The organism is Stenotrophomonas sp. YJH_SMC_54 (genome assembly GCF_059368435.1).
Genome location: NZ_JCAFRS010000009.1, coordinates 124,213 through 149,623 on the forward strand (window position 1 = coordinate 124,213; position 25,411 = coordinate 149,623).

At 67.5% G+C, this 25,411-nt stretch carries 25 protein-coding genes and 1 tRNA gene; 10 read left to right on the forward strand and 16 right to left on the reverse strand.

The features are described 5' to 3' along the window. Positions 1–18 precede the first annotated feature (18 nt). From AC5P5S_RS12325 to AC5P5S_RS12335, 3 genes are all read right to left on the reverse strand, one after another. A complete protein-coding gene (locus AC5P5S_RS12325; RefSeq protein WP_005411579.1) occupies positions 19–1,143 on the reverse strand; it encodes a slipin family protein in 1,125 nt (374 codons plus the stop codon). A gap of 358 nt (positions 1,144–1,501) precedes the next feature. Then, positions 1,502–1,575: transfer RNA gene (locus tag AC5P5S_RS12330), tRNA-Thr, on the reverse strand. A gap of 649 nt (positions 1,576–2,224) precedes the next feature. Beyond that, positions 2,225–3,181, reverse strand: coding sequence for an aldo/keto reductase (locus AC5P5S_RS12335; RefSeq protein WP_049397671.1), 957 nt, complete (start codon positions 3,179–3,181; stop codon positions 2,225–2,227). Between the two features lie 169 nt (positions 3,182–3,350). On the opposite strand from AC5P5S_RS12335, the gene AC5P5S_RS12340 reads away from it, so the two are divergent. From AC5P5S_RS12340 to AC5P5S_RS12350, 3 genes are all read left to right on the forward strand, one after another. After that, positions 3,351–4,208 carry a class I SAM-dependent methyltransferase gene (locus tag AC5P5S_RS12340; RefSeq protein WP_012481578.1) on the forward strand — a complete coding sequence of 286 codons (858 nt, stop codon included), beginning with the start codon at positions 3,351–3,353 and terminating at the stop codon, positions 4,206–4,208. Between the two features lie 94 nt (positions 4,209–4,302). Beyond that, the gene (locus AC5P5S_RS12345) at positions 4,303–4,569 is read left to right on the forward strand and encodes a hypothetical protein (RefSeq protein WP_012481577.1); all 267 of its coding nucleotides are present in this window, start codon (positions 4,303–4,305) and stop codon (positions 4,567–4,569) included. Positions 4,570–4,633: 64 nt separating this feature from the next. After that, the gene (locus AC5P5S_RS12350; RefSeq protein WP_088611055.1) at positions 4,634–5,173 is read left to right on the forward strand and encodes a pseudouridine synthase; all 540 of its coding nucleotides are present in this window, start codon (positions 4,634–4,636) and stop codon (positions 5,171–5,173) included. Between the two features lie 89 nt (positions 5,174–5,262). On the opposite strand, the gene AC5P5S_RS12355 is transcribed toward AC5P5S_RS12350, so the two are convergent. Together AC5P5S_RS12355 and hrpB are read right to left on the reverse strand one after the other, a co-directional pair. Beyond that, complete coding sequence (locus tag AC5P5S_RS12355) at positions 5,263–5,637, reverse strand: hypothetical protein (RefSeq protein ID WP_005411574.1); 375 nt, start codon at positions 5,635–5,637, stop codon at positions 5,263–5,265. Positions 5,638–5,848: 211 nt separating this feature from the next. Beyond that, entirely contained in the window at positions 5,849–8,353 is a 2,505-nt protein-coding gene (hrpB, locus tag AC5P5S_RS12360) for an ATP-dependent helicase HrpB (RefSeq protein WP_231336654.1), read from the reverse strand. A 67-nt stretch (positions 8,354–8,420) separates the two neighbouring features. Here hrpB and AC5P5S_RS12365 point away from each other — a divergent pair, with 67 nt between their 5' ends. Beyond that, positions 8,421–9,218 (forward strand): TatD family hydrolase, encoded by a 798-nt coding sequence (locus AC5P5S_RS12365; RefSeq protein WP_231336653.1) that lies wholly within the window; start codon positions 8,421–8,423, stop codon positions 9,216–9,218. Between the two features lie 25 nt (positions 9,219–9,243). Here the strand turns inward: AC5P5S_RS12365 and AC5P5S_RS12370 are convergent, their stop codons facing one another. The 5 genes from AC5P5S_RS12370 to AC5P5S_RS12390 all read right to left on the reverse strand — a co-directional run bounded on the left by AC5P5S_RS12370 (position 9,244) and on the right by AC5P5S_RS12390 (position 14,288). Then, a complete protein-coding gene (locus AC5P5S_RS12370) occupies positions 9,244–10,074 on the reverse strand; it encodes a Rossmann-fold NAD(P)-binding domain-containing protein (RefSeq protein WP_231336844.1) in 831 nt (276 codons plus the stop codon). Positions 10,075–10,124: 50 nt separating this feature from the next. After that, the gene (gene panE / locus AC5P5S_RS12375) at positions 10,125–11,063 is read right to left on the reverse strand and encodes a 2-dehydropantoate 2-reductase (protein WP_150359352.1); all 939 of its coding nucleotides are present in this window, start codon (positions 11,061–11,063) and stop codon (positions 10,125–10,127) included. 377 nt (positions 11,064–11,440) lie between these two features. Further along, a complete protein-coding gene (locus tag AC5P5S_RS12380; protein WP_062605388.1) occupies positions 11,441–12,208 on the reverse strand; it encodes a hypothetical protein in 768 nt (255 codons plus the stop codon). Positions 12,209–12,531: 323 nt separating this feature from the next. Further along, on the reverse strand, positions 12,532–13,323 hold the full coding sequence (locus tag AC5P5S_RS12385) for an ABC transporter permease (RefSeq protein WP_005411568.1): 792 nt from the start codon (positions 13,321–13,323) through the stop codon (positions 12,532–12,534). Then, complete coding sequence (locus tag AC5P5S_RS12390) at positions 13,320–14,288, reverse strand: ABC transporter ATP-binding protein (protein ID WP_005411567.1); 969 nt, start codon at positions 14,286–14,288, stop codon at positions 13,320–13,322. Before AC5P5S_RS12390 ends, AC5P5S_RS12385 begins: the two co-directional genes overlap by 4 nt. An 84-nt stretch (positions 14,289–14,372) precedes the next feature. Between AC5P5S_RS12390 and AC5P5S_RS12395 the strand changes: the two genes are divergently transcribed. Then, entirely contained in the window at positions 14,373–15,122 is a 750-nt protein-coding gene (locus tag AC5P5S_RS12395) for a ferredoxin--NADP reductase (protein WP_081113724.1), read from the forward strand. Between the two features lie 152 nt (positions 15,123–15,274). Here AC5P5S_RS12395 and AC5P5S_RS12400 read toward each other — a convergent pair whose 3' ends face one another. The 3 genes from AC5P5S_RS12400 to AC5P5S_RS12410 all read right to left on the reverse strand — a co-directional run bounded on the left by AC5P5S_RS12400 (position 15,275) and on the right by AC5P5S_RS12410 (position 18,519). Further along, on the reverse strand, positions 15,275–16,444 hold the full coding sequence (locus AC5P5S_RS12400) for a lytic polysaccharide monooxygenase (RefSeq protein WP_005411565.1): 1,170 nt from the start codon (positions 16,442–16,444) through the stop codon (positions 15,275–15,277). A 178-nt stretch (positions 16,445–16,622) separates the two neighbouring features. Then, a complete protein-coding gene (locus AC5P5S_RS12405; RefSeq protein ID WP_062605393.1) occupies positions 16,623–17,801 on the reverse strand; it encodes a lytic polysaccharide monooxygenase in 1,179 nt (392 codons plus the stop codon). A gap of 190 nt (positions 17,802–17,991) precedes the next feature. Continuing rightward, positions 17,992–18,519: a DUF1203 domain-containing protein gene (locus tag AC5P5S_RS12410; RefSeq protein ID WP_062605394.1), complete on the reverse strand. Its 528-nt coding sequence runs from the start codon at positions 18,517–18,519 to the stop codon at positions 17,992–17,994. A 216-nt stretch (positions 18,520–18,735) separates the two neighbouring features. Between AC5P5S_RS12410 and AC5P5S_RS12415 the strand changes: the two genes are divergently transcribed. From AC5P5S_RS12415 to AC5P5S_RS12430, 4 genes are all read left to right on the forward strand, one after another. Next, positions 18,736–19,119, forward strand: a complete 384-nt coding sequence (locus AC5P5S_RS12415; RefSeq protein ID WP_081113725.1) for a diguanylate cyclase — start codon at positions 18,736–18,738, stop codon at positions 19,117–19,119. A 68-nt stretch (positions 19,120–19,187) separates the two neighbouring features. Continuing rightward, positions 19,188–20,714, forward strand: coding sequence for an alpha/beta hydrolase (locus tag AC5P5S_RS12420; protein WP_062605398.1), 1,527 nt, complete (start codon positions 19,188–19,190; stop codon positions 20,712–20,714). After that, the gene (locus AC5P5S_RS12425; protein WP_049417898.1) at positions 20,711–21,457 is read left to right on the forward strand and encodes an ABC transporter ATP-binding protein; all 747 of its coding nucleotides are present in this window, start codon (positions 20,711–20,713) and stop codon (positions 21,455–21,457) included. Before AC5P5S_RS12420 ends, AC5P5S_RS12425 begins: the two co-directional genes overlap by 4 nt. Continuing rightward, positions 21,454–22,638 (forward strand): ABC transporter permease, encoded by a 1,185-nt coding sequence (locus AC5P5S_RS12430; RefSeq protein WP_012481564.1) that lies wholly within the window; start codon positions 21,454–21,456, stop codon positions 22,636–22,638. The genes AC5P5S_RS12425 and AC5P5S_RS12430 overlap by 4 nt, the downstream gene beginning before the upstream one ends. Positions 22,639–22,709: 71 nt before the next feature. Here AC5P5S_RS12430 and AC5P5S_RS12435 read toward each other — a convergent pair whose 3' ends face one another. Next, positions 22,710–23,138: a DUF7832 domain-containing protein gene (locus tag AC5P5S_RS12435; protein WP_062605400.1), complete on the reverse strand. Its 429-nt coding sequence runs from the start codon at positions 23,136–23,138 to the stop codon at positions 22,710–22,712. A 67-nt stretch (positions 23,139–23,205) separates the two neighbouring features. Beyond that, a complete protein-coding gene (locus AC5P5S_RS12440) occupies positions 23,206–23,991 on the reverse strand; it encodes a helix-turn-helix domain-containing protein (protein WP_062605401.1) in 786 nt (261 codons plus the stop codon). 77 nt (positions 23,992–24,068) lie between these two features. On the opposite strand from AC5P5S_RS12440, the gene AC5P5S_RS12445 reads away from it, so the two are divergent. Next, a complete protein-coding gene (locus tag AC5P5S_RS12445; RefSeq protein ID WP_005414831.1) occupies positions 24,069–24,323 on the forward strand; it encodes a hypothetical protein in 255 nt (84 codons plus the stop codon). A gap of 82 nt (positions 24,324–24,405) precedes the next feature. Here AC5P5S_RS12445 and AC5P5S_RS12450 read toward each other — a convergent pair whose 3' ends face one another. After that, positions 24,406–25,410, reverse strand: coding sequence for an energy transducer TonB (locus AC5P5S_RS12450; RefSeq protein ID WP_005414830.1), 1,005 nt, complete (start codon positions 25,408–25,410; stop codon positions 24,406–24,408). Position 25,411: the final 1 nt, after the last annotated feature.

The following is a 25,411-nucleotide window of genomic DNA, read 5'->3' on the forward strand; positions in this document are numbered from 1 at the left end:
CTGCGCCACCGCTACCCCCTACCTGATCGTCACCAGCTGCTTCAGCACGCCATCCAGGCCGCCGAACACGGTGAGCGTGTCGATCTTCTCGGTGACCTTCTCCAGTGCCTCCAGCTCCTTCAAGCGCATCAGCACCGGGTTGTCCTCGATCAGCTTTGCGGTGTTGAGCTGCGAACGCGTGGCGTTGGCCTCCTCGCGGCGACGGATCACGCTGGCCTGGGCCTGCTTTTCGGCCAGCACCACGCCGTTGAGGATCTCCTTCATCTCGCCCGGCAGGATCACGTCCTTGATGCCGACGCCGAGCAAGCGCACGCCGTGGCCTTCGATCGCCGCCTGCACATGCGCAGCGATCTCGCCGTCCAGTGCCGCCTTGTCACCCAGCAGCTCGTCCAGGCTGCGCGCGGCAATTGCCTGGCGCAGGCCGAACTGCAGCTGCCGGTAGACGAACTCATCGGCATTGCTGAGCGTGCGGTGCGCACGCACCGGGTCGACCACCTGCACGGTCGCGGCCAGGTTCACCCGCAGGGTCACCTTGTCGCGGCTGAGCAGTTCCTGGCCGGACACGTCCAGTGAACGTGCACGCAGTTCCACACGCTCCACCGACACGTTGCCGTTGAAGTTCCAGAACGCGTGCAGGCCGGCGTCCAGCGTCTGCCGCAGCGTGCCATCGATGAACAGCAGGCCGACCGACTCGCTCGGCACCGTGCTGATCACCGCCACACGCGGCAGCACGCCCAGCTGGCCCAGCCGCTGCTGCACGTCGGCCGGAATGCGCGGCTCGTCACCCAACGCCATTACCTGCACCTGGGTATCGACCGAACCGCGCCAGTACAGACGGCGGCTGCCCGGCGGCAGCACTTCATCGATGCGGCCGTTGCGCAGCAACAGGCCGACCTCGCTGGCGCCGACGTTGGCCAGCACGAAGTGCGTGTCCAGCTGTGCGCCCAGCGCTTCGATCAGGCTGTCCTGGTCGCTGCCAGTGTAGGCCGCGCCCTTCGATGCAGTGTGGATGTCCACGTGCGGCCGGCCGCCGAACGGCGACAGGCGGTGCACGCCCGGCAGCAGGATCTGCTGGAAACGACGGTTGCGATACACCAGGCCGCGCTCGCCGTCGCCGATCACGACCTTGATGGTCCAGAACATGGGAGTCTCTCCTTGTATGGCTCTGGTGGTTCGACCCGTTGCGGATGAATCGCCATGACCCGGGTCGATCCGGTCGTGGCGAGGCTGCCTGCACATCACGTGCAGGCAGCGGAAGAGGGCGGCCATCGGCGGACGGTCCGCGCGCGGAGCCTTCGATGCGCCGGCAGTGCTGCCATCGTCGTTCCCGGCAGGCAGCACCGGTGCGGAACGTGGCTGGCAGTGGCGGCGGGCCGGGGCCCGGCGTGAGGTCCGTTGCCTTCCACGTTCCTGCCCGAAGGCGATGTCGGTGGACGGCGACGATGGCCGCTGGGGCTTGCGCCCCCGGGTGTTGCTTCAAGTCATGACGTGACAGGTCATGTGGTTTGGAGTGGGAATCGAACCCACGACAGACGGATTACGGATCCGTTGCTCTGACCAAGCTGAGCTATCCAGTTGGGGACCGCGCGGAATCGAACCGAGTACCGGCGAACCGGTGCCTGCCTCCAGCAGGCGATCCAGGCGATGGCATGTCCGCGACCTCCGGCATACGCCACGGCAACGCCGCGCGCACCAGCCCGTGGTTGAAACGGGACCGTTGGATAATCGAGGGTGCAGGCCACCGACATTATCGGCGAGCGATAATGTTCTGATGCGATGCAGATAATGTCCAGGCGCTGCCAGTCGCGCGAAGTAAATCCTTCGGCGGGGCGGGAAAAGCCTGGGTCAGTGAGCGGCGGGTCGCCGCGCGGGGTGCAGTTCTGGCATCGCGGGTCCTTGTGTCGACGCAAACGAAAACGCCCCCGGGACTTGCGTTCCGAGGGCGTCGTCAGGCCTCGGAGATCGGGGTGGCCGATCTCCGCAGGGCGGGTATCAGGCCGTTGTCAGCTGGTCTTCCTTGCCGAACGCGCGCGCCGGCCCGTCCATGCGCAGGCATGGCAGCAGTTTGGCGATGGCGACGGAATGCGCGTTCAAGGGAAGTTTCCAGTGGTTGTTGAAACGAGGTGCGCACGATAAACCACGATTTAGTCGTGCGCAACCATTTTGTTCAATTATTTTCTTCGGTATGTGTGCAATGCCGGCCAGCGGCCGGCACTACCGGCCCTCACGCTTCCGCGCTGGCGGCATCCAGCTGCGCGACATCGTGCACGCTCAGCGACACGTTGGCCGCCGCCAGCAGATCGTGCAGCTGCTCGACGCTGGTGGCGCTGACGATCGGCGCGGTGATCGACGGCCGTGCGATCTGCCATGCCAGTGCGATCTGCGCGGCACTGGCGTTGTGCTTGCTGGCCACGTCATCCAGTGCCTGCAGGATGCGCAGGCCACGCGGATTCAGATAGCGCTTCACCACGTTCTCGCCACGCGCCGGGCTCTTGGCCGCATCGGCCGGCGTGCGGTACTTGCCGCTGAGGAAGCCACTGGCCAGCGCGTAGTAGCCGATCACGCCGATCTGTTCGCGCTGCACCAGCGGTTCCAGTTCCTTTTCGTAGCCGGCGCGGTCATACAGGTTGTACTCCGGCTGCAGGGTTTCGTAACGCGGCAGCTTGTAGTCGGTGGACACCTTCAGCGCATCGGCCAGGCGCGTGGCGCTGTAGTTGGAAGCACCGATCGCACGCACCTTGCCAGCTTCGATCAACCGGCCGAATGCAGCCAGGGTCGCTTCCAGCGGCGTCGACTCGTCATCCTCGTGGGCCTGGTACAGATCGATCACGTCGGTCTGCAGGCGGCGCAGCGAATCCTCGACCGCCGCATTGATGTTGTCCGGGGTCAGGCCGGGGCGTTCGGCCCACTTGGCCACCTTGGTCGCCAGCACCACCTTGTCGCGCTTGCCGCTGCGGGCAAACCACTTGCCGATCAGCGTTTCCGATTCGCCGCCGGCATTGCCCGGCACCCAGGCCGAATACACATCGGCGGTGTCGACCAGGTTGAAGCCGGCGTCGACGAAGGCATCGAGCAGGGCGAAGCTGGCCTTCTCATCGGCGCTCCAGCCGAACACATTGCCACCGAAGGCGAGCGGACGTACATGCAGGCCGGAACGGCCCAGTTCGCGGGTTGCCGTCATGGGCACGGACTCCTTGGGGGAAGTGCTCCAGAATAAAACGCGTAGTGTGACCGTGCTGCGGCGGCGACCACAAAACAGTGTTCCGCGATAGGCACGCAGCTAACGTTTTGTGAACACCTGGGACGCCGCGGCTGCTAGTCTCGCCGCATCTTCCGCTGGAGTCGCTCCGATGATGCCTGCTTCGTCCCTGCGTGGTTGCCGCCTGCTGCTTGCTTCGGCCCTGTTTGCCGCTGTTCCCGCGTTCGCCGCACCGGCCACGGTGGCGCCGGCGAAGATCCAGGTGTCGCCGGCCATCGACGCGGCGGTGAAGGCACCCACCCGTGATGCCAACAACGTCAAGCGCGACGGCTTCCGCCACCCGGCGCAGACGCTGTCGTTCTTCAAGGTGACGCCGGAAAAGACCGTCATCGAGATCACCCCCGGCAACGGCTGGTACTCGGAGATCCTGGCGCCCCTGCTGCACGACAAGGGCCACTACGTTGCTGCGGTGGTCGATCCGATGGCGGTGCCCGAAGGCCGTGGACGCGACTACCAGCAGCGCAGCCGCGACAGTCTGGAAAAGAAGTACGCCGCTGCACCGGCACAGTTCGGCAAGACTGCCGTGGTGGCCTACGATCCGGCCAAGCCGGTGTTCGGCCCGGCCGGTTCAGCCGATGTGGTGCTGACCTTCCGCAACGTGCACAACTGGCGCAAGGCCGGCCAGGCGCAGGGCATGTTCCAGGGCTTCTTCAACGTGCTCAAGCCGGGCGGCGTGCTGGGCGTGGTCGAGCACCGCGCCAAGGCCGACGTGGCCGACGACGATGACACCGGCTATGTCGGCCAGCAGCAGGTGATCGCGATGGCCGAGGCCGCCGGCTTCAGGTTGGACGCGCGCAGCGAGGTCAACGCCAACCCGCGCGACACCAAGGACCACCCGAACGGCGTGTGGACGCTGCCGCCGACCAACCAGCACGACAAGGCCGATGATGCGAAGTACCAGGCGATCGGCGAAAGCGACCGCATGACCCTGCGCTTCATCAAGCCGTAAAGGGGGCGCCGGGCTGCGCCTGGTGAGCGCGCAGCGCGGTGTCGGGCGGAATGGGTAGCGGCCGGGCAATGCCCGGCGCTGCCACCAATGGAGTGTGCTGTTGAAGAAAGTGCTGTACTTCGCCTTCGCATTGATGGCGCTGCCGCGGTTGTATGACTTCGTGTTCCATGCGGGTCACGTGCATGATCTCGTGGCGGCGGCAGGTTTTGCGGTGCTGCTCGTGGGCTGCCTGTGGGACGAACGTGCGCGCAGGGCCTGCCCACCGGTAGCGCGGCTACGGTATCGCGCCAACGCTGCCGCAACGTGCGGCGCCGTGGTGGTGCTCGTTGCGCTGTTGATGGAAAGGAAGGTCTTCGGCTGAGTGGTGATCGCGGCGGCGATGCGGGAATGGGACAATGCCCCACCCGCCGACTGCCGTGCCCGCAATGCTGATCGCCTTCAACAAGCCCTTCAACGTGCTCTGCCAGTTCACCGACCGCAGCGTACCGCCGCGGCCGACCCTGGCCGGGTTCGGCCTGCCGCCGCGCGTGTATGCCGCCGGTCGCCTGGACCATGACAGCGAAGGCCTGCTGCTGCTGACGGATAACGGTACGCTGGCGCACAAGCTCACCGACCCCAGGCACAAGGCCGACAAGACCTACTGGGTGCAGGTGGAAGGCACGCCCAGCGAAGAGCAGCTGCAACAGCTGCGCGACGGCGTGGTGCTCAACGACGGGCCGACCCTGCCGGCGAAGATCGAGCGCCTCGATCCGGCGCCGTCGCTGTGGACACGCGATCCGCCGGTGCGCTTCCGCAAGACCGTGCCCGATGCCTGGCTGGCGATCACGATCCGCGAGGGCCGCAACCGCCAGGTGCGGCGCATGACCGCGGCAGTGAACCTGCCAACGCTGCGGCTGGTGCGGGTGGCGATGGGGCCCTACCGGCTGGACGACCTGCAGCCGGGGCAGTGGCGGCAGATCGGTTGAAACAGAAAGGCCGGATACCTCGCGGCATCCGGCCCTGGCTCGGGGTCAGATCCCTTCCGCAGGAAGGGCTCTGACCCGGTCGGTCACACTCAGGCGTCGCTCCCGATATCGCTGTGCTCGTCCACCACGGTGTCGTTGCGGCGGTCGCGTGCGTTGATGCGCTGCGCCTGCCCATTCACCACGTGGCCATTGGCAGCCTTCTTCTTCTGCTGCTTGCGGTACAGCGCATAGCCGAGCAGGCCGACGCCGACGGCAGCCGCGGCAATGGTCACGGCCGGGTTGCGGCGGGCGAACTTGGTGGCGACCTTGCCGCCGGTCTTCACTGCGCCGAGGGCGGCGCCGGTCTTGATCCAGTCCGCGTTGCGCAGGCTGCCACCGGCGCTCTTCAGGCCATCGCCGGCGGTGTGGGCCAGCTCCAGGGCGCGCTCCAGAGCGCGGTCGGTGATTACGGTCAGCTTGCTCATGCGGGGGTCCTTTGCCTCGGGTCTAAGTCCAGTGTCGCGTGTTGCCCGTAAACGGTATGTCAGTCGGGGACGCAGGCGGTGTGACTTTAGCGTAGCCATTCAGGATCAGGCAGGGTGGGTCGGATCCCTTTCCGTTGGGAAACGGCTCTGACCCCAGCGCCACGCCTGGGGTCAGAGCCCATCGCGATGCAATGGGATCCGACCCCGCCCGTCAGGTTCCGCGCGGCTTGGCCCGGTGCGTGGCCGTCGCCGTCCACGGATCATCCGGCCATGGGTGGCGCGGGTAACGGCCCTTCATCTCCTTTTTCACTTCGGCGTAGGTGCTTTCCCAGAAGTTGCGCAGGTCCTGGGTGACCTGCAGCGGGCGGCCACCGGGGGAGAGCAGGTGCAGGGTCAGCGGCACGCGGCCATCGGCGATGCGCGGCGTGTCGGCCAGGCCGAACAGTTCCTGCAGCTTCACCGCCAGCACCGGCGGCAGCGGATCGCCGCTCTCGCTGTCCAGCGCATAGGTGATCGGCCGCTCCAGTCCGGACGGCACGGTGATGCGGGTCGGTGCGTGGCGTTCGACCAGCTGCCGTTGTGACCACTCCAGTGGCGATTTCAGCGCTTCGCCGAAGCTGGATTCGTCCAGCGCATCCAGTCGCGTCTTGCCGGCGAACGCGGGCTGCAGCCACTGCGCACGGTTGGCCAGCAGGGCGTCGTCGCTGCAGTCGGGCAGGCCAAGCTCGGGCATCCAGCGGCGCAGCGATTCCACCCGTGCCTGCCACTGGCGCAGGCCTTCGGTCCACGGCAGCGCCTGCAGGCCGAGCTCGGCCACCGCATCGGTCAGCGCCTGCGCGGCGTGCTGCGGATCGACCCGGCCGGCCGAGCGGCTGTCCAACACGATCCGGTCGAAACGGGTCTCGCGCAGGGCCACCAGGGCGCGGCGCTCGCTGTCCCAGCGCACCACGTCTTCGGTGACGAAGCGCTCCGGCCACGCCCTGCGCAGCTGGCCTTCGTCCACCGGTGCGGCACGCAGCAGCAGCGCATCGCGTGCCTCAAAGCGAAGCTCGCTGGCCACCAGCCACGGTTCGCCACGCAGGTCGCTCAGCTCGTGCAGGCGCGCGCTGCGCCCATTGGCCAGCAGGTAACGCAGTGGATCGCTGGGATGCTGGAAGCCGATCCGATCAGGGAAGGCGTGAGCGAGCAGGTCGCCCAGCTCATGGGCCTCGATGCTGGCCGGCGGCGTGGCTTCGCAGCGCAGGCGGCGACGCCACTGCTTGGCGGCGGCATCGATGGCGGCCAGCCCGCTGCGGTTGGCATCGCCCGGTGTGCGGCCATTGCGGAACGCGGCCAGTGCGCGCCAGCGGCTCGCCAGCGCGTCACCGCCCTGGCGCAGCGGATCGCGAGCTTCCAGCAGCGCGGCCAGATCGGCCGCCAGCGCCTGCGAACGTGTATCGGGCGCGGCCAGCAGCATCGCCGCCATCCGTGGGTGCGTACCCAGCGCCAGTACGCGGCGGCCGAGTGCGGTGATCGCACCACTGCTGGACAATGCGCCCAACCGCTGCAGCAGTTCGCGGGCGGCGCCCATCGGGCCGGCAGGTGGCGGATCGAGGAAGCGCAGGTCGCTGCTGCCCCAGGCGGCCAGTTCCAGTGCCAGTCCGGCCAGTTCCACCTGGTCGATCTCGGCGCGGCGCTGCGGCTCCAATCGCTGCGACTGCGGCCACAGCCGCCAGGCCACGCCTTCGGCCACGCGACCGGCGCGACCGGCGCGCTGGTCGGCCGCCGCCTGGGCGATGGACACCACGTCCAGCCGGGTGAAGCCGCTGTTGGGGTCGTAGCGCGGTTCGCGTGCCTGGCCGCTGTCGATCACCACGCGCACGCCGGGCAGGGTCACCGACGACTCCGCCACGTTGGTGGCCAGCACCACGCGGCGGCGGCCATCGCTGGCGGCCTGCAGCACGCGCGCCTGCTGTTCCACCGGCAGCTCACCATGCAGGGCCAGTACTTCGACGCCGGCATCCAGCGATTCCTGCAGGCCAGCCTGCACCCGCGCGATCTCGCGCTGGCCGGGCAGGAACACCAGCAGGTCACCGGGGTGATCGGCCAGAGCCTGCTGCACCGCGCGGCGCACCTGCAGTTCCAGCGTCTCATCGCGGCGCGCCGGGAAATGGCTGACCGTCACCGGGTAGCTGCGGCCCTCGCTGCTCAGCCGCGGCGCATCGAGGAAGCGTGCCAGGCGCTCGCCGTCCAGCGTGGCCGACATCACTACCAGTCGCAGGTCATCGCGCAGCTGCGCCTGCACGTCCAGCGCCAGCGCCAGGCCGAGGTCACCGCTGAGATGGCGCTCGTGGAATTCGTCGAACAGGATCGCACCGACCTCTTCCAGCATCGGGTCGTCCTGCAGCATGCGGGTCAGGATGCCTTCGGTGACGACTTCAATGCGGGTGCGTGCCGAGACCTTGTTCTCGAAGCGGATGCGGTAGCCGACCGTGCCGCCGACCTCTTCGCCCAGCTGCCGTGCCATGAACAGCGCGGCGCTGCGTGCGGCGACCCGGCGCGGCTCCAGCAGGATGATTTTCCGGCCTTGCAGCCATGGTGCTTCGAGCAGGGCCAATGGTACCTGCGTGGTCTTGCCGGCGCCGGGCGGGGCTTCCAGCACCAGCCGTGGCTGCACGGCCAGGTGCTGCTGGATCTGCGGCAGCAGCGGGGAAATCGGGAAGAGCGGGGCATTCATGGGCAAAGGATAAGGGGCCATGGCGGCCGCAGGTACAATGCGCGGGCACTTTTCCCCCGCGATGACCATGCACCTGATCGATATCGGCGCCAACCTGACCCACGACTCCTTCGACCGCGACCGCGACGCCGTGCTGGACCGCGCGCGCCAGGCCGGCGTGGTGCAGATGGTCATCACCGGCGCCAGCCGCGAGCACTCGCCGCTGGCCCTGCAGCTGGCGCAGCAGCACCCGGGCTTTCTGTATGCCACCGCCGGCGTGCACCCGCATCATGCGGTGGAGTACACCGAGGAATGTGATGCCGAGATGCGCGCGCTGCATGACCACCCGGAAGTGGTGGCGGTGGGCGAGTGCGGGCTGGACTACTTCCGTGACTTCTCGCCGCGCCCGGCGCAGCACCGTGCCTTCGAGCGCCAGTTGCAGCTGGCCGCGGACAATGGCAAGCCGCTGTTCCTGCACCAGCGCGACGCGCATGCCGATTTCATGGCACAGATGAAGAACTTCGAAGGTCGCATAGGCCCGGCGGTGGTGCATTGCTTCACCGGCGAACGCGACGAGCTGTTCGACTACCTGGACCAGGACTGGTACATCGGCATCACCGGCTGGCTGTGCGACGAGCGCCGTGGCGCGCACCTGTGCGAACTGGTGAAGAACATCCCGGCCAACCGCCTGATGATCGAGACCGATGCGCCCTACCTGCTGCCACGCACGCTGAAGCCGATGCCGAAGGACCGCCGCAACGAACCGATGTTCCTCTCGCACATCGTGGAAGAACTGGCGCGTGACCGTGGCGAGGACGTTGCAGTGACGGCGGCCAATGCGACTGCGGCGACGCGTGCGTTCTTCCGCCTGCCCGACGCGGGTTGACGGTAGTGCCGGCCGCTGGCCGGCACTACCGGAGCAGGTCGCGCAGGCCCTCACGGTAGCTGGGGAAGCGCGGCTGCCACGCCAGCGCTTCACGCGTGCCACGGCTGTCGATGCGCTTGTTGCTCTCGTAGAAGCGCCGTAGCGCCGGGCTGAGTGCAGGGTCGTCCCATGCCACGGCAGGTGGCATCGCAAACCCGCCCAGCTTCGCGGCGAAGGCCAGCACATCCTGCGGTGGGGCCGGCTCGTCATCGCTGGGCAGGTATATCCCCTGCGCAACCGGTCGCTGCATCGCCGCGACGATCACTGCCGCAAGATCCTCTACGTGCAGGCGGTTGAACGCCAGGCCCGGCCGAATCACATGGCGGGCACGGCCCTGTGACAGCTGCAGCAACGCATTGCGCCCCGGGCCGTACAGGCCGGGCAGGCGGAACACCGCCGAAGCGATGCCACGTTCCTCTGCAAGCGCACGCCATTGCGCTTCGGCACGCCGGCGCTGCACGCCGGCTGCTTCAGTGGCATCGGCTGCGCTGTGCTCGTCAACCCAGCCGCCGGCCCGGTCGGCATACACCGACGTGGACGACAGATAGCCCACCCAGCGCAGTGCCGGGCTGTTCTGCAGTGCCGGCAGCAGCAGACGCAGTGCCGGGTCGCCCTCGGCATCTGGCGGCACGCTGCACAGCACGGCCTCCGCCTGCGCGATCTCATCGAGCAGGGCTGATGACGGTGGCACGTCGGCGCGCAGCTGATGCCGCAGCAGGCCATCGTCCGGCGCCGACGAGGGGTCACGCACCGTGCCGACGACGTGCACGCCCCGTGCCTGCAGATGCGTGGCCAGCACGCATCCGCTCCAGCCCATACCGAGGATCAGCACCCGCGTAGGCAGCGCGCTGGCCTGCAACGGGAGGCTCACGCGCCGCGCAGTGCCTGGTAGGCCTGCAGGCTGCTGTAGGCGACCTGCAGCAGCAGGGCTTCCTGATCGGCCTTGCGTGCACGCGCCAGCATGTCGCCGACGATCTGCTCGGCTTCCACCTGCTGGCCGGCTTCCAGGTCTCGCAGCATCGATGCCTTCAACGCAGAGCCCGCCTGGGTGAGGGTGCCGCGTGCGGTGTCCTGCGCGGCATCGGGAATCGGCTCACCGGCAGCTTCGGCCACGGCCAGGCATTCGTCGTACAGGCCGCGCACGATCGCCTCGCCATCATCGGTGGCGACGATGGTGCCGATATCCGCACGCAGCAGGCAGGTCGCGGCGGCCAGCGCGGTCAGGAAGGTGTACTTGATCCACTGTTCCTGGCCGATGTGTTCGCTCGCCAGGTGATCAAGATTGGCCTGCGCGCAGGCGGCGGCGAAGGCACGTACACGTGCGGACGCCGCGCCGCCATCGCGCTCGCCGAAGGTGAGCTTGGCCGGCTTGCCCAGATGCAGCACGGCGCCATCGGGTGCCTTGGTGGCGCTGATGAAGCACAGGCCGCCGAGCACCGCGTCGCGGCCGAAGCGCAGGTCCAGCGCGTTGTAGTGGTGCAGGCCGTTGAGGATCGGCAGCACGGTGGTGTTCGCGCCCACGGCTGGAGCAATGGCGTCGATCGAGCTGTCGAGGTCGTAGGCCTTGCAGCTGAGGATGACCAGGTCGAACGGCTTCTGCGCGGCCAATGCGGGCAGTGCATCAGCGGTGACATGCTGCACGGGGAAGCTGGCATCGCCGAGCGGGCTGCGGATGACCAGGCCGTCGCGATCCAGCTGGGCGGCGCGCGCGGGGCGCACGAGGAAGGTCACGTCCACGCCGGCCTGGGCCAGACGACCACCGAAGTAACCGCCGGTACCGCCGGCGCCGAGGATCAGGATGCGCATTGCACGTTCACCGCTTTCTGGGGAATCAGATCTGCGATTGTGCCGGAGATTGCGGCCAACGGCGGAGCCCCTCGTGGTGGTTCGCGCAGTTGGTTTCATGAGCTGGGTCGTGTGCGATGGGTTCGCGGGGGACGCCGTGAACCCCGCTCCGCGGTCCGGCCCAGCCGCTGGCGGCTGTGCGTTCGGGCGCTTGCGAAGCAATGCTTCGCAAGCAAAGCGCCCTCACCCCTGGGGGCTTAGCCGCGCCATCCAAGGCGCGGATACCCCCGCGAGCCCATCGCACACGACCCCTGACAGTTTCCGGGTGCGGCCACCACGGAAAACAGATCAGGAGCGGAGGCGGGTCGCTCGCTGCGCTCGCTCGTGTAGAGCGGTGCTCAGGGCAGTTGTTCGCTGAAGTCTTCGGTGTAGCCCAACAGCAGTGTGGTGCGGGTGGCCAGGGTTGCAGCCAGTTTTGACCACGTGTCATGCGTTCCGGCCGCGTAGACGCGCTGCAGGTCCGCGACCAACGCATTTGCCTGTGCAGGCGACGGCGCGCTGTCGCGCTGGAAGCCGAGCCACGATGCGCCGAGTCCGAACAAGCGGTAGCCATGGTGCTCCTGCAGGTGCCGGATCAGGGCGTGATTCTGGAAGATGTCCCAGTCCGCGCTGAAGTAACCGTTGGGCAGGGCGGCAATCAGCAGGTCATCGCGGTCCACCGGCACCTGCTGTAAGCAGACCACCTCGTCGACGATGAGGTCCGGCGTTGCATTGGCAGCGACCAGCGCCTCGATGTCCTCGTCGCTGCACATCAGCGTGCCCGCCAGCGCGCTCCATTCCAGCCGATGAGAGGAATGCTCGAGCTGCGCGACCACATGCGCCAGCAACCGCTCGCGTGCCGCCAATGCATCTTCGGGGGTTTCCGGATCTTCGTCCTCGTACAGCGCGATGCGCGCGTCGTCGGACGCATGCATGCTGGTGTAGCGGCATTGGCCGACATCATCGAGCGTGCACAGGTAGCGATACCGGGGATCAGCCGCGTGCCGCGAGGCCAGGTATTCCAGCACCTCATCCAGCGTGGGTGAATCGCCCAGCAACGCATGGCTGAAGGCATCGATGGGGCCGTCCACAACGGCCTTGTCCAATGGAATGGAAGTGATCTTCATCGCCACAGCCTAGCCGCAATTCCGAACGAAAAGATCCGGGCGTCGGCCTTACCGTGAACGCTCCATCCACGCATGGCGTGGATCCATCGTGTCGACCAAGGTCGACACCCACCAACAGCAGCGGCAATCTGTCGAAGGCGGGGTGGGTCCGGTTGCGGGGGTGTCTGCGGCATGGATGCCGCGGCCAAGCCTCCATGGACGGATTCACGGCGTCCCCCGCAACCGGACCCACCCCGCCATCCCCGGCTAGTCAGCTTTTGCCGTTGAAGTTGACGTTGACGTTGATTCAGCGGGTGCAGGGCCGCAGGCCCTGCAGGCAAAACTCAGCTGCGCATGCCCACGCCGCGACGCAGCAGCCACAGCGCCAACGCCGTCAGCACCACCACGAAACCGATCATCAGGCCGTAGGCCACCGGCAGCGGTACATCGCTGCTGCCCAGCAGACCATAGCGGAACGCGTTGACCATGTAGAAGATCGGGTTGGCGTGCGTGGCCGCTTCGGCCCAGCCCGGCAGCAGCTTCACCGAATAGAACACGCCACCCAGGTAGGTCAGCGGGGTCAGGATGAAGGTCGGCACGATCGCCACGTCATCGAACTTCTTCGCATACACCGCGTTGATGAAGCCGGCCAGCGAGAAGATCGTCGCGCCCAGGATCACCGTGGTCAGCATCACCAGCGGGTGCGGGATGCGCACCGGGGTGAAGAACATCGCGATGATCAGCACGATCACGCCCACCATCAGGCCGCGCAGCACGGCGCCGGCCACGTAGCCCCACAGGATCACCCAGTTCGGCATCGGGCTGACCAGCAGTTCTTCCACGTGACGGCCGAACTTGGCGCCAAAGAACGAGGAACTGATGTTGCCGTAGCTGTTCTGGATCACGCTCATCATCACCAGGCCCGGCACGATGAACTGCATGTAGGTGTAGCCCCCCATGTCACCCACGCGCGATCCGATCAGGTTGCCGAAGATCAGGAAGTACAGGGTCATGGTGATCGCCGGCGGCACCAGGGTCTGGCCCCAGATGCGCATGATGCGGGCGACTTCGCGGCGCACGATGGTCATCAGCGCGATGCGGTTGCGCTGGCCGTCGGTCAGCTCGGTGGTGCTCATGCAGGCTTCTCCAGATTGCCGGTGAGGCGCACGAACAGCTCCTCCAGGCGGTTGCTCTTGGTACGCATCGAACGCACGCGGATACCGGCCTCGTTGAGCGTGGCGAACACGCGGTTGAGGTCCATTGCGCGCGGCATGTCGATGTCCAGCGTGTGCGGGTCCGGCGCGGTCAGCGTCGCACCTTCGATCACCGGCAGCTGTGCCGGCAGGTCACCGTCGATGTCCAGCAGGAAGCCCTCCACGTCCAGCTTGGCCAGCAGGGTGCGCATCGGCCCCTGCTCGACGATCTGGCCATGGTTGATGATCGCCAGGTGGCGGCACAGGTACTCGGCTTCTTCCAGGTAGTGCGTGGTAAGGATGATCGTGGTGCCTGCGGCATTGATCTCCTTCAGCACGCGCCACATGTCGCGGCGGATCTCGATGTCCACGCCGGCGGTCGGCTCGTCCAGGATCAGCAGGCGCGGGCGGGTCATCATCGCGCGGGCGATCATCAGCCGGCGCTTCATGCCGCCGGACAGCGTGCGGCTCATCACCTGTGCCTTTTCCCACAGGTGCGCGCGCTTCAGTTCCTCTTCGGCGCGCTGCTCGGCTTCCTCGCGCGGTACGCCATAGAAGCCGGCGTAGTTCACCAGGATGTCGAAGGGCTTCTCGAACAGGTTGAAGTTGATTTCCTGAGGCACCAGCCCGATCAGGCGCATGGTGGCGCTGCGGTTGCGCACCAGGTCGCTGCCGAACACTTCCACCTGGCCCTCGCTGAGGTTGACCAGGGAGCTGATGATGCCGATCAGGGTCGACTTGCCGGCGCCATTGGGGCCGAGCAGGGCGAAGAAGTCGCCCGGGGCCACTTCCAGGGAAACCCCCTTCAGGGCCTGGGTGCCGTTGTCGTAGGTCTTGCGCAGGTCGCGCACGCGCAGGGCGGGCGCCGTATCGTTCTGGGATGCCAAGCTCGAAGCCTTCGCGCCCATGGGCTGGCGCTGGAGAGGGGCGGGGAGGGGCTATTATAGAAGACCCCGAGGGCTTGCCCCGGCTACACACTGTCCCGAAAAGTCGTGCCTGTTCAATTCCCCCTCAAGCTGGTCGGCTGCCGCATGCTGGCCCCGACCGTCGGCCACTACCAGTTCGTGCGTGACGATGGGCAGCCGCTGGATTTCCAGCCCGGCCAGTTCATCCAGGTCCATTTCAGCTACGCCGACGGCACCGAAACCAAGCGCAGCTACTCGCTGGCGACCATCCACGACCACGCGCTGGGCCCAGGCGAGGCGGTGGATATCGCCGTCAGTTTCGTGCCCGGTGGCGCCGCCACGGCCCTGTTCGAGGCACTGGAGCAGGGCGGCCAGATCAGTGCGTCCGGCCCCTATGGCCGGTTCTGCCTGAATCCCGGTGACCACAACGCCCGTTACCTGCTGATCGCCACCGGTACCGGCGTTACCCCGTACCGCTCGATGCTGCCGCTGCTGGAAAAGGCCATGGCCGAACGCGGTGTGCAGATCGTGCTGTTGCAGGGCGCGCGCAGCCCGGGCGAGCTGCTGTACAGCGAAGATTTTTACAGCTTCGCCGAAAAGCACCCGAACTTCCGTTATGTTCCGTGCCTGTCGCGTGAACTCCCGGCTGATCCGCACCCGGACGTACAGCACGGCTACGTGCAGCAGGCGCTGGCCGGCTTAACGCCGGACCCGGCCACCGACATCGCCTACCTGTGCGGCAACCCGGACATGGTCGATGCCTGTGCCGAGCTGCTGAAGGCCGCCGGCCTGGGCAACCCGCAGATCCGCCGCGAGAAGTACGTCAGCAGCAAGTAAGTCAGGGTAGTGCCGGCCGCTGGCCGGCAGCCCCACGAACCCTGGTAGTGCCGGTCGCTGGCCGGGCAGCCCCACGAACCCTGGTAGTGCCGGCCGCTGGCCGGCAACTCCAAGAACCGGAGGCGGCGCCACGCCGCCCCCGGTCGCCTGCCTCAGTACGCGACCCAGGCATCGCGCCAGGCGAAACCGGTGCCCGGGCGATAGGCATCGGCGTTGATGTTGCACCACGCACCCTCCGGGAACGGCCGGCAGGCGTAGAGCTTGCCGTCGGTGCCCTTGACCACGGTTTCGCCCGGCGTGTAGCTGCCGATACCGGCCGGATACACGAAGTCGTAGTCGTCACCCGGCGGCGGATCGACCGGATCGACCGGGCCCGGCAGGCGGGTATCGATCTGGAACAGGTTGCCCGGCTTCAGGTAGACGCGGTTCTCGGTGGCCGAGGCGACCGGCGTGATCACGCCGTTCCTCATCACGCCCACACGCGCCTGCTGTGCACTGGCGTTGACCTTGCGGGCCAGCGCCAGCGGCCACTGGTTCGCAGCGGTCTGACCTGCGGCCAGGGTGATCTCCGGACGCTCCAGATCATTGCCCTGGGCGTTGAACACGCGCAGCGTCAGGGTGGTGCCTTCTTCCAACGCACCGCGGGCGGTGACCGGGCCGGCGTCCTGCCACTGCGGCGGCGGTTCAACGCCACCACCGCCTTCGAAGCGCACGTCCGCGCAGGTATAGAACGCTTCACCGGAATCCGAGCGCTGCCAGGTGTTGTAGATGATGTGCTGGCCGCTGCGCTTGGGCAGCGGGCAATCCAGCTTGTAGACGTCGCCGGAGACCGGCACGTTGCCCAGCGTGCAGAATTCCTGCAGGTCGGCCCAGCGCAGCGGGCTGCCCGGCTGCCAGCCGTCGCGGGTGACGTAGAACTTCCACTCGCGGGTAGCATGCGGGGCCGGTGCCTTGAACTCGAAAGTGTAGCGCCCGCGCGAATCGGCGCGGATCGGCGAGGTCGGCCAGTCACTGCGGTTCAGATCGAGGCCGCGGTACTTGCTGTTGCCGCCGCTGCACAACTCGCCATCTGGAACCACCGCTTGATGGTTGCCATTGGCGTTGGCCTGGTTGACACCGGCCCAGTCGTAGAACGGCTGGGCGCCGCCGATGGCCTTGGCGGCGGCGCAGGCCGGGTTGGTCGGATTCTCCGGATTGCCCTCGTGGCACTGCTTCACGCGGCTGAGCGGCTTGGACAGGGTGCCGTGGGCGAAGGCGTTGCCGGACAGTGCCAGGCCGACAACGGCGGACAGTGCGAGGACGGCCCGATGGGACAGGTGCATGCAGGAACTCCTTTGCGAAGTGTTGGAAACCTCGCGGAGTCTTCCCATGTAGCCGCCATATGCCCATCAGACAAGTTTGAAAGGCTGCTGGGTTCCTCTGTTTCTGCAACGCGCGCCCCACTGCGCGACAGGGGAGCCAGGAGGCGGTGTGATGTGCACCGCCTCCCACATCACTGCGTCAGTACGCGATCCACGCATCGCGCCAGGCCGCGCCCACGCCCGGCCGGTAGGCCTCGGCATTGACGTTGCACCATGCACCCTCCGGGAACGGGCGGCAGGCATACAGCTTGCCGTCGCTGCTCTTCACCACGGTCTGGCCCGGCACGTAGCTGCCGATGCCCGCCGGGTACACGTGGTCGAAATCACCACCTGGCGATGGCGTACCCGGGTCCGGCACCTGGGTATCGAGCTGGAAGCGGTTGCCGTCCTTCAGGTACACGCGATTGTCGGTGGCCGACGCCGACGCCGACGGCGTGATCACGCCATTGGCAAGCACGCCCACGCGCGCATGCCGGGCACTGGCATTGACCTTGCGGGCCAGCGCCAAGGGCCATTGCGCGGCCGAGGTCTGGCCGCTGGTCAGCGTCGCTTCCACACGTTCGACATCGTTGCCGCTGGCATTGAACACGCGCAGTGCCAGCGTCGTACCGACCGGCAATTCACCGCGGGCGGTGACCGGGCCGGCATCCTGCCATTGCGGTGCCGGCGTCGTACCACCGCTGCCGCCTTCAAAGCGTACGTCCATGCAGGTGTAGAACGCTTCGGTCGAATCCGAGCGCTGCCACGTGTTGTAGATCACATGCTGGCCGGTGCGCTGCGGCAGCGTGCACTGCAGCTTGTAGGTGCCATCGGCAGAGAGCGGTGTATTGCCCAGCGTGCAGAACTCCTGCAGGTCGGCCCAACGCAACGGGCTGCCCGGTTGCCAGCCGTCGCGGGTGACGAAGAAGCGCCAGTCGCGCGTGGCGTGCGGCGCCGTCGCCTTGAACACGAAGGTGAACTTGCCATTGGCATCGGCGTGGATCGGCGTGGTCTGCCAGTCACTGCGGTTCACGTCCAGGCCGCGGAAGGTGGCATTGTTGCCGCTGCACAGCTTGCCGTCGGGCACCACCGCCTGATGGTTGCCGTTGGCGTTGGCCTGGTTGATGCCGTTCCAGTCGTAGAACGCCTGCGATCCGCCCACCGCTTTCGCGGCGGCGCAGGCCGGGTTGGTCGGGTTCTCCGGATTGCCCTGGAAACAGGCATAGACGCGGCTGACCGGCGTGGTCATGGTGCCGTGGGCAAAAGCATCGCCGGCCAGCAACAGGCCAGCGGCGGCCAATGAAGTAGCCAGCAGCAGCGGTGTGGATTGGAATGACATGGCGCTTCCTTGTGGTCGTCGAAAGAGAGCGGTGACCGCAGAGTTGCGCTGCGCGGCGGACTTTCGGCGGCACCATGGCGAGTATCGAGTTGCGGTGCCGGGTGCGGAACCATGGAAATGCTGATCCGTGACTGTGGGTGTGAAGCCCTTCCCGCGGGCTTCACGTGGGCCTGAACGGATGCGCTGGCGATCACGTGTTCGGCGTGGCAACGATCACGTCGTGGAGATCCGGCCATGTCGACGTCGTGCCGACGCGATCCGCCTGGCACGAGAAGCAGCCGTGGGCCGCGTTGTGCAGCTGCACGAAGGCCACGGCAGGGTCGGCAAACAGCGCGTCCAGCCGAGCGCCGACATCCGTGCCTGCGCTGATCTCGGCGGCCAGCATCAATGCAGCCTGGTCATAGGCGCGCAACGAGATCATCCGGCGCTGCACATACGGGGGCACCTCGCCTGGCGGCAGCACGCAACGGGTCACGCCACGCTGTACGAAGATCGGGCCCGAGGCGTGATAGGGCGAGTGCAGGGGCAGGTGCACGTGGGACAACAGCAGCAGCTCGCTGCCACCGGGCGGATCGCTCAGGCTGATCCGGCAGGGGTGTCCTCCTGATTCGCCGGCCCAGCGACGCCGGATGCCCAGCGCAGCCAGCGCGGTGTCGCTCTTTTCGAACAGGTGCAGGAACGGGCGGTGGTCGATGCCACCGAGGTACCACGCATGCATGGGCGTCTCCTTGGTTTCCCACGGATTCTGCGCAGGCACCGGCCGCCGTGCTCGCCGTTTTCAGACCCCGCATCTCCATCGGGCCAGGCAGCGCCACGGGGAACGCAGCACAAGGCGCCAAGATGCGCGCGCCGCCCCGGCCGATGAGCGCCGCATGTCCGTGGATTTCCCCACCCTCACCGTGCTTGGCTTCCTGCTCTGCATCGCTGGGGCCATCTGGCCGGAGACGAGGTACTGCGCCACTTCGCTGCGTTGATGCAGCACGGTTTGCAGGGCCATCACACGCTGCTGGGCGGCTACGGTGGCGAGGAGTTCGTGCTGGTGCTGGCCGGCAGCACGCAGGCGGAAGCGATGGCGCGGGCTGCGGCGATCCGTACCGCTCTGCAGCAGAAGCCGGCGCGGCTGGCCACCGGGCCGGTGACGTTCACTGCCAGCATCGGCCTGGCGATGGACGACGGCCAGGGCGAGCTGTCCACGCTGCTGGCAGCGGCAGACGCGGCGCTGTACCGGGCCAAGGCCGCCGGCCGCGATCGCCTGGCCTGCGCCACGCCGGCGGAGATTTCGCGTCTGCCCATCGCCGACGACGCCGTGCCCGTGTAAGTTGAGTCACATCTTCCGCGGCAGCCCGTCGTGGTTGCCAGGAACGTCCTCCAGGGGAAACGAGCACGATGCAAAGACACCACCTCGCGTTGGCCGCAGTGTTGGCCAGCCTGATGCTTGCCGGTTGCAGCCAGTCACCGTCACCCGCCGCCGAAGGCGCCAGCGATGCACCCAGCCGCCGTTTCGGCACGATCGACTTCCAGCCCTGCACGCTGTCCACGGTAGGTGCCAGTGCCAACGTGGAAGCGCAGTGCGCCACCCTGCAGGTGCCGGAGGACCGGGCCCAGCCCGCTGGCCGGGGCATCGGCCTGCGCATCGCCTGGCTGGAATCGGGCAGCAGCGGCTCCAGCCAGCCCGACCCGGTGTTCTTCCTGGCCGGTGGCCCCGGCCAGGCCGCCAGCGAAGTGGCCGTCATCGTCGATACCGCGCTGCGCCAGGTGCGCAAGCAGCGGGACATCTTCCTGGTCGACCAGCGCGGCACCGGCGGCTCCAACCCGCTCAGCTGCCTCGGCGCGGACGGAAAGGAACTGCCGATGGACGAGGACGCGGCGCCCTCCGAGGCCTTGCTGCGCGACTATGCCCAGCGATGCGCGGCTTCCCTGCAGGGACGTGCGGACGCACGTTTCTACACCACCACCGAAGCCATTGCCGACCTGGACGCGGTCCGCCAGGCCTTGGGCGTGGACCGGGTCAATCTGATCGGTGCGTCCTACGGCACCCGCGTGGCCCAGCGCTATGCGGGTACCTATCCACAGCACACCCGCAGCATCGTCATCGATGGCGTGGTGCCGAATGAGCTGGTGGTGGGCGGCGATTTCGCCAGGACGTTCGAAGACGCGATCGCCCTGCAGTCGGCGCAGTGCCGCAAGGACGCTGCCTGCAGCAGGCGCTTCCCGACCGATACCCGTGCGCAGCTGCGCAGCGTGGTCGAGACCCTGCGCCGTGCACCGGTTCCGGTCGAGTATCGCGATCCTGGCACCTACGACACCCGCAAGGATGTGCTGACACCGGACAGCGTGGTGGGCCTGGCTTTTGCGTTTTCCTACGTACCCCAGTACGCCTCATTGCTGCCGCTGGTTCTTGATGAAGCCGCGCACGGCCGCTACGCACCGCTCGCCTCGCTGGCGCGCGGTGCGAACCGCAGCATGGATTTCCAGATCAACCGTGGCATGCACTGGTCGGTGATCTGCAGCGAAGACGCGCCGCGCTACCAGGCGCCGGCCGAGGATCCCGGGCGCCTGTTCGGCAACGACGTGGCAAGTTCCTTCTTTGCCGCCTGCCCGGCATGGCCGCACCGGCCGGCACCGGCAGCCAATGCCGTGCCGCTGCGCAGTGACGTACCGGCGCTGCTGTTGTCTGGTGAACTGGACCCGGTGACCCCGCCGCGCTATGCCGAGCAGGTCCTCAAGGGCCTGCCCAATGGACGCGCGCTGGTCGCCCGTGGCCAGGGCCACGGCACGCTGACTGCCGGCTGCATGCCGCGCCTGCTCGGCCAGTTCATCGACACGACCGATGCCAAGGCGCTGGATGCCGGCTGCCTGGACACGCTGAGCTACGTGCCGGCGTTCACCTCGTTCAACGGATGGGAACCATGATCGTCGCCGACAACCTGCACAAGGCCTTCGACACCCGCACCGGCCGTATCCAGGCAGTGTCCAACGTCGGCTTCCGCGCCGAGGATGGCCGCATCACCGGCCTGCTGGGGCCCAATGGTGCGGGCAAGACCACCACCATGCGCATGCTGTACACGCTGATGACCCCCGACCAGGGCAGCATCAGCGTCGATGGTGTCGATGCTGCGCGCAATCCGGTGGAAGTGCGTCGCCATCTCGGCGTGCTGCCCGACGCGCGTGGCGTCTACAAGCGCCTGACCGCGCGTGAGAACATCGCCTACTTCGGCGAACTGCATGGCCTGTCGGCCGAGCGCATCCGCGAGCGCATCGAGGTGCTGTCGCACGCGCTGGACATGGGGGACATCCTCGACCGCCAGACCGATGGCTTCTCGCAGGGCCAGCGCACCAAGACCGCGATCGCCCGCGCACTGGTGCACGACCCGCGCAACGTCATTCTCGATGAACCGACCAACGGCCTGGACGTGATGACCACCCGCGCACTGCGCCGCTTCCTGCTGGGCCTGCGCGAAGAAGGCCGCTGCGTGATCCTGTCCAGCCACATCATGCAGGAGGTGGCCGCGCTGTGCGATCACATCGTGATCATCGCCAAGGGCACGGTGATGGCCGCCGGCAGCGCCGATGAACTGCGCGGGCAGTCCGGCGAATCCAACCTGGAGGATGCGTTCGTGAAACTGATCGGCAGCGAAGAGGGCCTGCACGCATGAGCATGATGTCGACCCTGATGACGGTGATGCGCAAGGAGCTGCGTGACCTGTCGCGCGACCGGCGTACGCTGGCGCTGACCCTGCTGTTCGGGCCGCTGCTGTACCCGCTGCTGATCCTGGGTATGGGCAAGCTGTCCGAAAGCCGCGTGCGCACGCAGATCGAGCAGCCGCTGCAGATTCCCACCATCGGCGCCGAACATGCGCCGAACCTGGTGCGCTTCCTGGCTGCCCAGGGCCTGAATACCGCTGCTGCGCCGAAGGACCTGGCCGAGGCCATCCGTTCGCAGGACATCGACGTGGCGCTGCGCATCAGCCCGGACTTCGGCAGGGACTGGGCCGATGGCAAGCCGGCGCTGGTGGAGGTGATCAGTGACAGCACACGACGTGCCGCCGAGGTGCCCACTGCGCGCCTGCAGGCGGCGTTGGCCACGTACAACGGCCAGGTAGGGGCGCTGCGGCTGATGGCGCGGGGCATCGACGCCCAGGTCGCACGGCCGCTGGACGTGGCCAGCCAGGACATGGCCAGTGCCGAAGCCAAGCGTGGCCTGATGCTGTCGGCGTTGTTGCCGATCCTGCTGACTCTCACCTCGTTCCTCGGTGGTGCCTACCTGGTGATGGACACCACCGCCGGCGAGCGTGAGCGGCAGTCGCTGGAGCCGCTGCTGGCCACGCCGGGGTCGCGCAGTGCCATTGTCAGCGGCAAGATCGCCGCCGCCTGCATGGTCGGCTTTGCCTCGCTGCTGTTGACCCTGGCCGCGTTCAAGGTGAGCGCGCAGATCGCCCCCGGCAACATCGGCCGCCAGCTCAACATGAACATCATGGCGATGGTGCAGATGCTGCTGGTGATGCTGCCGATGCTGCTGATCGGCACCTCGCTGCTGACCTTCCTGGCCGCAGCGGCCAAGAGCATGAAGGAAGCGCAGAGCCACATGACCTGGCTGATGCTTCTGCCGATGCTGCCGGGCTATGCGCTGATTGCCTACCCGGTGAAGAGCCAGCTGTGGCAGTACGCCGTGCCGTTCCTGTCGCAGAACCAGATGCTGCTGAAGGTGATCCGCCACGAGACCATCACACCCGCGGTCTGGGCCATCTACCTCGGCGCCAGCCTCGGCCTGGCCGCCGTGCTGTGGTTCGCCGCCGTGCGCCGTTATCACAACGAGCGCCTGGCCATCTCCGGCTGACCGCAGAGATAGCGCTGGGCTGTGCCCGGCGGATATGAAACGAGGCCCGGTCATGCCGGGCCTCGTTGTTTTCAGGATTGGGTTGCCTGCCAAGTGGCGAAGCGCTGGGCAATCACCGGCGCCAGGCGGTCGAAGTTCTCCCAGGTATCGGCGACGTGGTACAGATCCGGGACATTGGCGCCCAGCTGTTCCTCATAGTCGTCCAGGTACTGGCCATTCTCGAGGTCGTAGTACGCAGCGGTGAACGTGTTGGCTTCATCACTGATCAGATCGTCGACGAATTTGCCGTCGCTGCACTCCAGCAGGAACAGGCCTGGCGTCGTTCTGCGTTCCAGCAGCGCTTGCAGGTCTTCTTCTGCGTCTTCCGCGAGTTCCGCGCTTGCCATTCCCTGTAGCAGCAGCCACGCCAGGTACATGCCAATGTGAGTAGCCCCAGCCTCTGCAGGAAGATCCGTGGGGAAATCACCGCCGGAATGCCAGCTGGCGTCGTCGTACTTCATCTGTTCTTCCCTTGAGATCGACAGCGAGCTTAGGAGGTGCGGAAAGGCGGCGGTAGTGCCGAATGCGTCAGTCCTTTCCATACCGCGCAGGCGTCACCCCCATCTCGCGCTTGAACACGGCGATGAAGGCGCTGGGCGTGTCGTACCCCATCGACAGCGCGACGCTGATCACCGGCTCGCCGGACAGCAGGCGTGGCAGCGCCAGCAGCACCCGCAGGCGTTGCCGCCACTGGCTCAGCGTCATGCCGGTCTCGGCCAGCCAGTGGCGGGCCAGGCTGCGGCCGGACAGGCCACTGCTGACGGCCCAGTCCTCGACGGTGCGGTTGTCGTGCGGCGCGCGAGCCAGCGCGGCGGCGATCCGGCCCAGGCGCCGGTCACGCGGTTGTGGCAGGGCCAGCGGCAGCGGCGTGCTGGCGGCAATCTCATCGGCGATCACGCCGGCCAGGCGTGCCTGCGCAGCATCCAGTGGCGCATGGGGCCATTGCAGCGCACGTGCTGTCGCCGCCTGCAGCAGCGCATTGGGCTGGAAGATGCGTGGTGTGGCGGGCAGACCCAGGCAGGCCTCCGCGTTGAAGTACAGGCTCCAGCCATTGAACCCGTCTGCGCCCAGCAGCGCGTGGGGCAGCAACGGCGGTATCCAGGCGACGTGACCTGCGGGCAGCAGCCAGTGCAGGTCGTCGGCGGCGATCCGCAGCAGCCCCTGGTGCGCACCCAGCAGCTGCCCACGCGCATGCCGGTGGCGGGCCGTGCGACGCTTGCCGAGCTGGTGCAGCCGGGCCGCCAGCACCACCGGTCCATCGGTGGCATCGGCCAGCGCGGGGTCGAGCAATGCGGCGGTTGTCTGATCTGCCATATCGATTGGCAGTTATACGGCAGAAACGTCGCCTCCGGGCCCCGACACTGGGGCCCACTTCAACGGAGCGCTTCCCCATGCAGCCACACGACATCCTCCCCGACCATCAGAACGACGTGCAGGTGAACGGCCTCACCGTGCGCAAGGGCAGTGTCGGCGCCTTCCTGGCCAGCGTCCGTGACTGGCAGGATCCCGCCAGCGATGTTGCCACCCGTTCCACTGCCGAAGCCGACCTGCGTGCGCTGCTGCCGGGCCTGCACGCGTTGGGCCTGTTCCAGGTGCTGACGGCGCGCGATCCGGCACTGCAACACCTGATCGATGGAGCGGCCTGAAACGGACAAGGCCCGGACATGCCGGGCCTTGGCGTCATTGCAGGGGCAGAAACGACTTAATCCCCTCCGTCCCCTTTTTCGTTCAGTTGTTGCCCGGCGCGAACACCAGCGTACGGCGGGTGGTCACCGGCGCGCTGACCGGCTCGAAGCGCCAACGCTTGACCGCGTTCAGGGCTTCACGGTCGAACACGCGTCCCGGCGTCGCACGCAGCACGCGAGCGTTCACCACCGAGCCGTCAGTGCCGACGGTGATCTCCACCAGCACTTCGCCGGAGGTTCCCGAACGCAGCGCTTCGCCCGGATAGCGCGGCGCCGGTGTGCTGACCGGGCGCAGGGTGGGCGCTGCCGGTGCGGCGGCCTGGCGTGCGGCGCTGGCCTGCTGGGCGGCAGCCTGCTGCTGCTTCTGCTCGGCCTCGCGGCGGGCGGCGGCCTGGCGCTCGGCTTCCTGGCGCTCGTTGTCGCGGCGCGCGGCATCCTGCTGCGCGGCAATCTGCTTGGCGGCGTCGGCTTCCTTGGCGCGCTGCTCGCTCAGGCGCTGCTGCTCGGTCTGCTGCTTGCTGCGGTCCTCGGCGTCCTTCTTGGCCTTCTCGGCTTCCGCTTCGGTGCGCTTGGCTGCGTTCTGCACGCCCTTGGCCAGGCCGTCCTTCAGGCGCGGCAGGGCCGGCGCGGATGCATCCACCTTCTCGATCAGTGCCACCAGGCGCTGCGCTTCGGTGTAGTCCTCGCGGCCCAGGTGTTGCTCGGCGGCGATCAGGGTGTACGGCAGCAGGTCGGTCAGTGCGCTCTTCACCGAGGCGTCGTCCGGCGTCTTGTCACGCAGGGCGAGGTAGTACTCGATGGCGTTGTCGCCGGCCGGTGCATACATGCGGTTCTCGCGCAGCGCCTGGCTGGCCGACTCGCGCAGCTGCTCGGTGCCCATGGACTGCACCTTGGCAGCAACCGCCGGTGCGGCGGGTGCGGCAGCGGCAGGCGCCGTGGCGGCAGCAGGCGCTGCGGATTCTTCCTTGCCCGAGCAGGCGGCCAGTGCCAGTGCCAGGGCAACCGGCAGCCACCGGCGCGCGGCGGTGATCGTTGAGACGTGCGACATC